Annotated in this window: 15 protein-coding genes; 13 read left to right on the top strand and 2 right to left on the bottom strand. The window is 33.7% G+C overall.

The annotated features are described in order from the left end of the window. Positions 1-104 precede the first annotated feature (104 nt). Complete coding sequence (sda, locus tag DFR56_RS10885; protein WP_110395469.1) at positions 105-227, bottom strand: sporulation histidine kinase inhibitor Sda; 123 nt, start codon at positions 225-227, stop codon at positions 105-107. Between the two features lie 460 nt (positions 228-687). Here sda and DFR56_RS10875 point away from each other — a divergent pair, with 460 nt between their 5' ends. The 11 genes from DFR56_RS10875 (at position 688) to DFR56_RS10825 (ending at position 9,278) form a co-directional block, all read left to right on the top strand. After that, positions 688-1,215 carry a YqeG family HAD IIIA-type phosphatase gene (locus DFR56_RS10875; protein WP_110395467.1) on the top strand — a complete coding sequence of 176 codons (528 nt, stop codon included), beginning with the start codon at positions 688-690 and terminating at the stop codon, positions 1,213-1,215. Further along, positions 1,205-2,308, top strand: coding sequence for a ribosome biogenesis GTPase YqeH (gene yqeH, locus DFR56_RS10870; protein WP_110395466.1), 1,104 nt, complete (start codon positions 1,205-1,207; stop codon positions 2,306-2,308). Before DFR56_RS10875 ends, yqeH begins: the two co-directional genes overlap by 11 nt. Before the next feature lie 26 nt (positions 2,309-2,334). Beyond that, entirely contained in the window at positions 2,335-3,168 is an 834-nt protein-coding gene (aroE, locus tag DFR56_RS10865) for a shikimate dehydrogenase (RefSeq protein WP_110395465.1), read from the top strand. 5 nt (positions 3,169-3,173) lie between these two features. Next, on the top strand, positions 3,174-3,467 hold the full coding sequence (gene yhbY, locus DFR56_RS10860) for a ribosome assembly RNA-binding protein YhbY (protein ID WP_110395464.1): 294 nt from the start codon (positions 3,174-3,176) through the stop codon (positions 3,465-3,467). Between the two features lie 10 nt (positions 3,468-3,477). Beyond that, entirely contained in the window at positions 3,478-4,047 is a 570-nt protein-coding gene (locus DFR56_RS10855) for a nicotinate-nucleotide adenylyltransferase (RefSeq protein WP_110395463.1), read from the top strand. After that, on the top strand, positions 4,034-4,600 hold the full coding sequence (yqeK, locus tag DFR56_RS10850) for a bis(5'-nucleosyl)-tetraphosphatase (symmetrical) YqeK (RefSeq protein WP_110395462.1): 567 nt from the start codon (positions 4,034-4,036) through the stop codon (positions 4,598-4,600). Before DFR56_RS10855 ends, yqeK begins: the two co-directional genes overlap by 14 nt. 7 nt (positions 4,601-4,607) lie before the next feature. Beyond that, positions 4,608-4,961, top strand: coding sequence for a ribosome silencing factor (rsfS, locus tag DFR56_RS10845; protein ID WP_110395461.1), 354 nt, complete (start codon positions 4,608-4,610; stop codon positions 4,959-4,961). 2 nt (positions 4,962-4,963) lie between these two features. Beyond that, entirely contained in the window at positions 4,964-5,707 is a 744-nt protein-coding gene (locus DFR56_RS10840) for a class I SAM-dependent DNA methyltransferase (RefSeq protein WP_110395460.1), read from the top strand. 107 nt (positions 5,708-5,814) lie between these two features. Then, a complete protein-coding gene (locus DFR56_RS10835; protein ID WP_244916487.1) occupies positions 5,815-6,420 on the top strand; it encodes a helix-hairpin-helix domain-containing protein in 606 nt (201 codons plus the stop codon). A 32-nt stretch (positions 6,421-6,452) separates the two neighbouring features. Then, on the top strand, positions 6,453-6,923 hold the full coding sequence (locus DFR56_RS10830; protein WP_110395459.1) for a ComE operon protein 2: 471 nt from the start codon (positions 6,453-6,455) through the stop codon (positions 6,921-6,923). A gap of 60 nt (positions 6,924-6,983) precedes the next feature. Then, entirely contained in the window at positions 6,984-9,278 is a 2,295-nt protein-coding gene (locus DFR56_RS10825; RefSeq protein WP_110395458.1) for a DNA internalization-related competence protein ComEC/Rec2, read from the top strand. A 366-nt stretch (positions 9,279-9,644) separates the two neighbouring features. Here DFR56_RS10825 and DFR56_RS10820 read toward each other — a convergent pair whose 3' ends face one another. Next, the gene (locus DFR56_RS10820; RefSeq protein WP_110395457.1) at positions 9,645-9,776 is read right to left on the bottom strand and encodes a YqzM family protein; all 132 of its coding nucleotides are present in this window, start codon (positions 9,774-9,776) and stop codon (positions 9,645-9,647) included. Positions 9,777-9,958: 182 nt separating this feature from the next. On the opposite strand from DFR56_RS10820, the gene holA reads away from it, so the two are divergent. Together holA and DFR56_RS10810 are read left to right on the top strand one after the other, a co-directional pair. Continuing rightward, positions 9,959-10,978 (top strand): DNA polymerase III subunit delta, encoded by a 1,020-nt coding sequence (gene holA, locus DFR56_RS10815; RefSeq protein WP_110395456.1) that lies wholly within the window; start codon positions 9,959-9,961, stop codon positions 10,976-10,978. Between the two features lie 35 nt (positions 10,979-11,013). Then, positions 11,014-11,478, top strand: coding sequence for a GNAT family N-acetyltransferase (locus DFR56_RS10810; protein WP_110395455.1), 465 nt, complete (start codon positions 11,014-11,016; stop codon positions 11,476-11,478). The last annotated feature ends 14 nt before the right edge of the window (positions 11,479-11,492 follow it).

Here is an 11,492-nt window from a genome sequence, read left to right as displayed (position 1 = left end):
AAAAACAGTACAACATAATATAAATATATAACATTTAGTATAGAGCTATTGTTTTAAAAAATAAAGAGTTTTCATCCTTTTGCCTTAATTATCTTAAGGTGATCCTAAATATTGATGGCTCTTCTATTTATTTCCTCTTCTATCATTGTGATAAAATCGTGATTAAGTCCAAGCTCTTTTGCTTTTTCATAAGCTTCCAGTAACAATGTATCGGATAAGCATTCCATAAAAATACTCCTTTACACGATATTATATTGAGTATAATTTACCACGAATCCTAAGGGTGAACAAGCCTTAAGTTATGCACAACAACCTGTATATAACCTGTGAATTAATTGTGGGTATACACGATAAATGTTGCTTATATAGTATTGAAAATGTTAGCAAAGTTATCCACAATGAAGAAAAAGTCGGAAATTTGTCGAACGTTTTATACTTTGCGCACAAATTAGACATATATATACAAAATATGAGATTATATAAGTACGTGTTCAAAAAGGTCGATAAAAAGGACCAAGAAGTTCTAGGCGACTTAGCTTTGAGGAACGAAGCGTATGCTTTTACATACGTGAGTACCGGAAAAGCAAGCCAACGCAGAAATTCGATGCGTCATTTTTGTTGGACTTTTTGAACATCCTCTATAATAGATTACAATGAACATTAGGATGAAACATTTGAGGTGAGCATTTGTTAAATTTATTTTTGCCAAATAAACACGTAAAAAGTATTTTTGATATTGAACCTACCTTTTTACAAGCAGAAGGAAAAAAGGGGATTATTATTGATTTAGATAATACGCTTGTACCTTGGAATGTTAGCCATGCTACAGATGAAGTTATTACATGGCTCAAGAAAATGGATGATGCAAACATAAAGGTGACGATTTTTTCGAATAATAATGAGGAAAGAGTAACTGTTTTTGCCGAACCATTAGGAACACCATTTATTTATCAAGCGCGAAAACCGTTACAACGAGCTTTTAAACGAGCAAAAATACAAATGGAACTTGAAACGGACGAAATTGTCGTAATCGGGGATCAATTACTAACAGATATTCTTGGTGGAAACAAAGCGGGGTTTTATACTATTTTAGTCGTTCCTATCGTTCAATCAGATGCACCGATTACCAAGTTTAACCGAAATGTGGAAAGGCTTATTTTAAATTATTTTTACCGGAAAGGAAAATTAACGAGGAGAATGACAGATGGAGAATAATTTAATTTGTAACGGTTGTGGTATAAAGCTACAAACGGAAAACAAAGAAGCACTAGGTTTTACACCTAAATCTTCCATTGAAAAAGATCAATTACTTTGTCAGCGCTGTTTTCAGTTACGGCATTATAATAAAAATGCAACCGTTCCGTTAGATAGCAATGATTACTTAAATATGGTAAGTACGATCAATAAAACGAATAGTTTAGTTATACATTTAATCGATATATTTGATGTGAATGGCACATTATTAACAAGTTTACCAAGAATCGTTGGGAATAACCCAATCATATTAGTTGGAAATAAAGTAGATTTACTTCCAAAATCAACGAATCAACGGAAATTAAAAGATTGGTTATTTCGCTTAGCAAAAGAAGCTGGTTTAAAAGTCCTTGATGTTTTTCTCGTTTCTTCTGCCAAAGGCCATCATTTAGATGAGTTAGCCGTCAGAATGGAAATGGAACGGAATTATAAAGATATATATGTCGTTGGGGTAACGAATGTAGGAAAGTCTACCTTTATTAATCAGTTTATCACTAGGTCCACTGGTATTAAAGAGGCAATTACTACCTCTTATTTTCCTGGCACGACGTTAGGTTTTATTAAAATTCCGTTAGATAATCGTAGTGCTTTAATCGATACTCCTGGAATTATGAACACATATCAAATGGCTCATTATGTTTCTAAAAAAGATTTAAAAATAATTACACCAAAGAAAGAAATAAAACCGAGAAATTATCAATTACAAAGTGGACAAACATTATTTATCGGAGGTTTAGCACGATTTGATTTTGTAAAAGGAGACAAACAAACTTTTGTCTGTTATTTTGCTAACGAACTACCGATTCATCGGACAAAACATGAGAATGCCGATAGCTTATACGAAAAGCAAATTGGAAAATTGTTATCTCCTCCAAATGAGGAAACACTAAAGACACTGCCACCCTTCATAAAAAATTCATACCGGGTCGAGGAACAATATACAGATATCGTTTTTCCTGGGCTTGGATGGATTACAATTTTAAATAGTAATGTTACTATTGATGTATATAGTCCTAAAGGGGTTGCTGTTTCAATCCGGAATTCTTTTATTTAAAATGATGGAAAAAAGGTGGAACAAAAATGACATATCAATTTGGCCTAATTGGGTATCCCATTAAACATTCATTATCACCATGGATCCATGGGGAATTTTTAAAAAGAACGAACTTACAAGGAACCTACTCTATAGTTGAAATTGACCCGAATGTATCGTTTGAAGAAGAAATGAGAAAATTACGAAGTATGAATATAAACGGGTTTAATATCACGGTACCTTATAAGGAAAAAATAATTGATTTTTTAGATGATATTGATGAACAAGCAAAAAAAATTGGCGCAGTCAACACAGTTTTATGCAAAAGCGGGAAATGGATTGGCTATAATACAGATGGAAACGGGTATGTTAGGTCTTTACGAAGTAGTTTTCGGTCTCTAAAAGAAGGAAAAGAAAAGAAAATCTTGCTTCTTGGTGCGGGTGGAGCGGCAAAAGGTATTTTCCATGCACTCATTCAACATGGTTATCAACATGTGACGGTAGCGAATCGCTCTATTGATAAAGCAATACTTTTGATTGAAAATCATCCTCAATGTAAGGCAATTACATTAAAAGAGGCTGAACAAACGACTGATCAATTTGACCTTATCATTCAAACTTCGTCTGTTGGAATGAAGCCCCACGTAGATCAGGCAATTATTCATCTAACAAAATTGAAAGAAGATGCAATCGTTAGTGATATCATTTATCAACCGCTACTAACAAAACTATTAAAAGAGGCAGAGAGCCTTGGGGCATCAATCCATTTTGGTCATACTATGTTACTATATCAAGCACAGTACGCATTTGAAATTTGGACGGACAAGCGACCGCCAATGGATGATCTAGATACAGAATTACAAAATATATTGGAAGGTTGATTCGCATGTTAACAGGGAAACAAAAGAGATTTTTACGGGCTAAATCCCATCATTTAAAACCTATTTTTCAAGTTGGAAAAAGCGGGGTAACAGAAAATTTGAACAAACAACTAGAAGATGTGCTAGAAAAACGAGAACTAATAAAAATTAGTATTTTACAAAATTGCTTAGAAGATAAATACACCGTAGCAGATGAAATATCTGTTGCAACCAACTCGGAAATTGTCCAAATTATTGGGAACAATATAGTCTTATATAAAGAATCCGAAAATCATAATCAGATTGTACTTCCAGAATAAGGTGTAAAAAGTGAAGCAAATTGGAATTTTAGGGGGTACATTTGATCCCCCGCATATCGGTCATTTTATTATCGCTGATGAAGTAAAATATGCGTGCGGACTAGATGAAATATGGTTTATTCCAACAAATGAACCACCGCATAAAAGGAAGGCAACATCAACTAGTGAACATCGTCTGCATATGGTAGAAAAAGCGACGGAACATACTGCTTATTTCAAAGTAAAATCGATGGAATTAGATCGACGTGGAACATCATACACGATTGATACGATTAATGAATTACAGGAAAAATACCCAACCTTTTTCTTTTCCTTTATTATTGGGGCGGACATGGTTGAATATTTACCGAAATGGAAACAAATAGATGAGTTAGTCGAAAAAATACAATTTATTGGTGTGAAGCGCCCAAACTATAGATTGACCACATGCTACCCTATTCGAGAAGTAAATGTGCCTTTAATTGATATTTCATCCACAGAAATAAGGAAAAGAATCGAAACAGGGTTACCAGTTCAATATTTACTCCCAAAAGAAGTATATTCTTATATGAAGGAGCATCGCTTGTATGAAACTTCATAAAATACGTGAAGAAGTTAAAAAAGAGTTGTCTAATGATCGATACGAACATACAATAAGGGTATATGAAACAGCGATCGAACTTGCTACCCTTTATGATGAATCAGTGGAAAAAGTTTCCCTTGCTGCTTTGTTACATGATTATGCAAAATGTCAAACAGATCGTGAATTAAAAGATAATATTGAAAAACATGATTTACCAAGACAGTTATTACATTATAATAAAGAACTATGGCATGGTCCCGTTGCTGCCATGATTGCCAAAAAAACATTTCGAATAACAGACGTAGATACAATAAATGCAATTTATTACCATACTACCGGAAGGGAACAAATGAGTAATGTCGAGCTAATCGTTTTTGTTTCCGATTATATCGAACCAGGCAGACAATTTCCTGGCGTAGAAGAAGTACGGCAGTTAGCGAAAGTAGATTTAAAAAAAGCGGCAAGAAAAGTGTTGCAAAATACAATTATCTTTTTACTGAAAAAAGATGCAACGATTTATCCAGATACATTTCTGGCATATAATGAATTAACGAATAATTTAAAGGAGTGATAATTAATTGGTAGAAGTAAACGAAACGCTTGAAACAGTAGTAAGAGCTTGTGAAGATCGAAAAGCAGAAAATTGTGTCGTGTTAAACATGCAACAGTTAACGCCCGTAGCAGATTATTTTGTCATTTGTCACGGAAATAATGAAAGACAAGTACAAGCTATTGCCCGATCTGTAAAAGAAGGGCTAGAAGAAAAAGGATATCCCGTCAAACAGATGGAAGGTTTTGAACAAGCAAGATGGGTTTTAATTGATACTAATAACATTATTTGTCATATATTTCATAAAGATGAACGTTCCTACTATAATTTAGAACGTTTATGGGGCGATGCACAAGAAATAACGGTCGGGGAAAACGACTAGTCATGTCGTATCATCAGTTTGCTTATATATATGATCAATTAATGGATCACGCTCCATATGATAAATGGGTTCAGTTTACTACCGAAATCATCAAGAGAAAGAATGCTTCGATTAAATCGATCGTTGATTTAGGGTGTGGAACTGGAGAAATAACAAGCCGTTTAGCGAAATTAGGTTATCATGTTACGGGAGTCGATTACTCGATTGAAATGCTAGCCTGTGCAACAGAAAAAGTAATAAACCACAAGCTACCGGTAAACTGGATTCAACAAGATATTAGAAAATTATCAGGATTTCATCAGATCGACTTATTCATTAGTTATTGTGATGTTATGAACTATATAACGGAATTGAATGAAGTTGAAACTGTTTTTAACCATGTATACAATAGTTTATCTCCAAATGGATTATTTATTTTTGATATTCATAGTATTCACTATGCCGAAGAACGGTTAATGAATCAAACATTTACTGAGGTAACAGATGATCTTGCTTATATATGGGATTGTGAACAAGGTGATAGGCAAGGAGAAATGTTTCATTACTTAACTTTTTTTCGAAAAGAAAATGATCATTATATACGTTTTGATGAAACTCATCATCAACACACATACGATATAAAAGTTTATGAACAATTATTGAAAAAATGTGGATTTAGCAAAATTCAATTTTATCGTGATTTTTCTCTTGAAAAGGCATTTTTAAGTGAAAAGAGTGAAAGAATTTTTATCGTTGGAGAAAAATAGTCGAGGCATCTCGGCTATTTTCATTATTTTACGTGTTTTACAATTAATGTCTGGCTGAATATAATAGATATATTAATTTATCCTTGAGAAAGGGAAGTGATCTATTATTGATAAAGCTAATAAAACGACATCTCGTTATGATTATTGTTGCGATCGTAGTTTTGGGCGGAATTTTTTACATGAAGAAAGAAGAGCCACTTGATGTACAAACAGAAGCCGATTTTGAACAAGCAATTGAGCTTGTGGATGAAGAGGTTGAAGCTGAGCAGCTAGACACAAGTATTATCGTCGATATAAAAGGAGAAGTACAGAAGCCGGGTGTATATGAAGTGGATCAACATGTTCGTGTATCAGATGCTATTTCAATTGCCGGAGGCTTTACAGAGGATGCAGATCAGACTCAAATGAATTTGGCACAAAGGGTACACGATGAAATGGTCATTATCGTTCCAAAAGAAGGGGAAGAGATAATAGCGGTATCTACACCAGGCGAAACTACAACAACCGATGAGGATAGGAATAAAATCCGCATTAATCAAGCTACATTGGAAGAGATACAAACGTTAAATGGGATTGGCCCTAAAAAGGCACAAGCAATTATCGACTATCGTGAAGAGCATGGATCCTTTCAATCTGTCGAAGATTTAATAGAGGTAAATGGAATCGGGGAAAAGACAGTAGAAAATATGAAGGAAAGCATTATCGTCCCTTAATAATTTGGAAATCATTTAGGAGGAGAGATAGCATGGAACGAATTTCATGGGATCAATATTTTATGGCACAAGCACATATCGCAGCACTTAGAAGCACATGTACGAGATTAATGGTTGGTGCAGTGATCGTAAGGGAAAACCGGATTATTGCAAGTGGTTACAATGGTAGTGTAAAAGATAGCACACATTGTATTGATGAAGGTTGTAATATTGTAGATGGGCACTGTGTACGAACGGTTCATGCGGAGGCAAATGCTTTATTACAATGCGCCAAATTTGGTGTACCAACAAACGGGACGGAAATGTATGTGACGCATTATCCTTGTTTGTTTTGCTGTAAACAAATCATACAAGCAGGAGTAGAAAAAGTGTATTATGCAAATGATTACAAAAATAATGAATTAGCGATTGAATTATTTAAAGAGTCAAATGTTCGAACCGAAAAGATTGAATTACAAGATTTGAAGATTGAGTTACTTCCGACAGAACTAGATAAAAAGTAAGCATAATATAGGAAAGGTAGGTGGTGTCGTTATTCCCACTTTTTTCGGGAATGATCTTGTATGGGCAAAGATTATTGGTATATATTTGCATTAAGTGCCACAGTAAGTGTGATCACTTTGTCATTAAATACGTATATAGTAATTTGTCTATTCTTTTTTTGGCTATTATACGTATACGTACAGAAAAAAATAAGCATAACATTATTAATTTCAGCACTTCTTAGTTTTTTCTTCTTTTATTTTTATCTTCCAGCACCTACTACATCAACATCTGAACAAGTAAATGAAAGCCGCTCGGTTTTTTATGGTGAAATTGTCAGTCCCATCATAGAAACAGATAAAAAAATCGAATTTACCTTTAGGGACGAACGAACAAGCGAGCAAATAGTAATCGTTTATTTTGTGAATGATGAGAATGAGTTAGTAGAGCATCATGTAGGACAACTCCAATATGGTGCAGTCTGTAAAATAGAAGCTTCCTTATCCATACCAGATGGGGCAAGAAACCCTTATCAATTTGATTATCGTCTATATTTATTAAAAAAAGCAATCTCCTACCAAATAGTCATTCCTACTTTAGAAGATATTACGTGTAAAGAAAATCAATCATTAATGCAATCGATTTATTCGATGAGAACTTATTTATTAAATAAAACAGAAAGTAAATTACAAACAGACACAGCAGCATGGCTTCACGCACTTGTACTAGGTCACGATGGCTTATTGGAGCAAGAAACGATTGAACTGTTCCAGCGATGGAGTTTATCACATATATTGGCCATTTCAGGCTTGCATATTGGTATTGTTGTAGGCATCATTTACCTCGTTTTAGTTCGTTTTTCTATTACAACGAAGGAAAAAGCACAATGGATCATGATGGTGTTCTTACCAATTTACGCAATATTAGCAGGTAGTCAGCCGTCCGTATGGCGTGCGAGTTTAATGATTGTATTCGTAATCTTTATCAATAAAATCAAATTGAAATATAATTATACAGATATATTAAGTATTGTCTTTCTATTATTAATTATCATAGAGAAATATATTGTGTATCATATCGGCTTTCAACTTTCCTTTGCCGTGACATTTGGTCTTATTTTATCAAGTAAATGGATCGCAGAAGCTACCTCGAATATGGAACGTGTTTTGCAAATTAGCTTCGTGTCTCAAATGATGATTTTACCGTTACAGATCCATTATTTCTCCACTTTTCAACCATTATCCATTTTATTAAACGTCATCGTTGTTCCTTACTTTTCATTATTCGTTATCCCAGCAATGTTTATTATATTATTAAGCATATTTTTACCAACAATCGTTATCGAATTATTTGAACATATTTTTTTATTTATTCATCAACATTTTCTTCATTTCATTATGATCGTGGATGATAAGTTTAATTTCCCGTTTATTATCGGTGAAATTCCGATTAGCTTGGTGATCATTTACTATTTATTATTTGTCTTTCTGATGATTTCTTTAGAAAAACGAAATCAAATAAAATCTTTTCAATATGGCATGTATGTTGCCCTATTTATTATTTACCTAACGATAAGGCCATATTTTTCACCAATAGGTACAGTGACAATGTTAGATATCGGTCAAGGTGATGCATTTGTTGTTGAATTACCGTACCGAAAAGGAGTCTTTATTATCGATGCCGGGGCATCCTTTACTTTCCCGGATTTTGAACCGTCAGATAGAGTGTATAAGCAAATAATTAGACCTTATTTGTATGGAAGAGGAATTCATACGATTGATGCTGTGTTTATTAGTCATAATGATCTTGACCATGATGGAAGTGTTCGTTACATAATCGAGGGATTTGAAGTAAAAGAAGTAATTATTGGTCCATATCACGATCTAGATGAGCAAACAAAGGCTGAATGGAAGGAGGCAAACCTTCCCATTACGTACGCCAATTTCAACGAGAGAATTATTCGAAACTCCCAAGCTTTTCATGTATTATCGCCAGAAAAAGATAAGCATGATGACAATGAAAACTCTTTAGTGTTGTATACAGAGCTTGGAGGGAAGAGCTGGTTGTTCACTGGTGATATAGGGAAGGCAACTGAAAGAGATATCGTGAAAAAATTTCGGAATCTCCGGGTAGATGTACTAAAAGTAGGGCATCACGGCAGTAATACATCGACAGATCCACATTTTTTTCAAGAAATTGCACCGTCCTATGCGCTGATTTCTGCAGGAGTTCATAATTCTTATGGTCACCCAACAGAAGAAGTGCTTCAAACTTTGTCCGATGAACAGGTCATTATTTTACGAACAGATTTGCATGGAGCTGTCCAGTATCAATTTAAGAAAGAACAAGGCATATTTAATACTTTTTTCAAATAAGTCCATTTCATCAATAGCCTAGTGGATGTTTTATCCAAACAATAACTACTTTTTATTCCATTATCCGTAAGTGAAGCGCTATTGTAGCAAAAGGTGCGCCTCTTACCGAAATAACATAGAAAGGGAATGTAGACTAGGTGCGCCATATTCGTAGGTTACGTTTTTGGTCGATCCACCCAAAAAAAAATGTGACTTACGCTGACACTAGGACGTCCTGTACGGTATGCCTCGGAAAGCAACGGTTTTATTAACATTGCATTGTTCGAATTAATCCTTCCTTAATTGAGGTATGAAATTAACTTAGCCGAAATAAAAAAATGCTGCATCTTATAAAGGGCAGCATTTTTATCGTTAACATATGTAAGGTTAATTAATATAACTGATTATTGCACCGATCGTAAAAATAAGTACAAAAAAGATGAAAGAAAGTGTAAAACCAGTTACGGCATGTGGAATATCATTACTTTTTTCTTGTGGATTCTTTTCGAATTCGTTCATGTTCATCCCCTCCTGTATCTGTAGTAAGTATAAGTGAAAATGAGAAATAAATCTAGTACGAAAAGAAAAGTTCATTATTTTTCAACATTATCTCAGCTCGTCTATATTATGTACATAAATTATATCAATAATCATTTAATTTTGCTATGATTAACATACTGATAAATAAAAGGAATGGTCTTATGTCTGATATAAATAAAGCAATCCAAGCGATCCAAAGTGGAAAGGTTGATTCCGTCTATCTTTTACATGGAACAGAATATTATTTTATCGAGCAATTTAAAAATAAGCTGCTAGAGACATTGAAGCATGATGTTGATGAAGATATAACAACATATGACTTACAAGAAGTGGCAATTCAGGAAGTGCTGACAGATGTAGAAACATTACCTTTTTTTAATGAAAAAAAGTTGATATTTGCAAATGAACCGGTTTTCTTAAAAACAAAACAAGATAAGCTTACTGTTACCCATGATCTAAAATCATTAGAACAATACCTCAATGATCCTGCTCCCTATTCGATTTTAGTGCTTGTTGCACCATATGAAAAGTTGGATGAACGGAAAAAACTAACAAAATTATTAAAAAAAGAAGCAGTAGTTGTGAACTGTAATTCAATTAAAGATGCGGCATTACGTAAATGGATCCAACATATTGCTGGTAATTACAGAATTAAGCTAAATGAAGCGGCTTGTTTACGTTTAGAAGTTGAATTTCATTCAAATTTATATATGATGGAAAAAGAAATTGAAAAGTTAGCCCTTTTTGTCGGTGAAGGCGGAGAAGTTACGCAGGAGATTGCTGAAAATCTCATCTCCACATCTCTTAATAATAATGCGCTACAATTAGTCGATGCAGTTCTTACAAAAAACTTACATGAAGCAATCAAAATATATAAAGATTTAGAAAAAATGAAAGAAGACCCAATCGGATTAATCGCATTATTAGCATATCAATTTCGAATTATTTTTCAAGTTAAATTATTAAGAAAAAAAGGCTATCCAAATCAACGGATTCAAAGTGAAGTGAAAGTCCATCCATATGTTATTAAATTAGCATCGGAAAGAAGTACACAATTTAGTGAAAAGATGCTAACGAACATTATGAATGAATTAACGAATACAGATACAACTATTAAGCGTGGAAAAATGGAAAAAGGGATGGCATTTGAATTACTATTGTATAAACTTATTGCTAGATAAAAAACAATCGAGCAGAAAAGGATGAAGGACAAACTATGAAAGTTCACCAAGCTACATTGGAGGATTTACATGCATTAACGGAATTATTTGAGTTATATCGTGCATTTTATAAACAAGAGGCTAATTTTGATGGGGCGCAACAATTTTTAAAAGAAAGATTAACTAATGAAGATTCCGTCGTTTTCATTGCTTATGATGAGGGAAAAGCGCTCGGTTTTACTCAGTTATATCCTGCATTTTCGTCATTAAGCATGGAGCGAATTTGGATTTTGAATGACCTATATGTGAAAAAAGAAGCGAGGAACAAAGGGACGGCACAAAAATTAATTGATCAAGCTGTTCATTTAGTAGAGGAAACAGACGCAAAGGGGATATTACTTGAAACGAATCAAGAAAATACACCAGCCCAGAAGCTATATGATAAGTTAGGTTTTAAAAAAGAAGCTAATCAATTTTACTTTTTATCTTTAGAGCATTATGAAAAAAATATCGAGGAATAATTTTCTTTTCCTAT

The organism is Pseudogracilibacillus auburnensis, from assembly GCF_003201975.1.
Classification (GTDB): Bacteria; Bacillota; Bacilli; order Bacillales; family Amphibacillaceae; genus Pseudogracilibacillus; species Pseudogracilibacillus auburnensis.
This window is presented reverse-complemented; position numbering and strand designations above follow the sequence as displayed.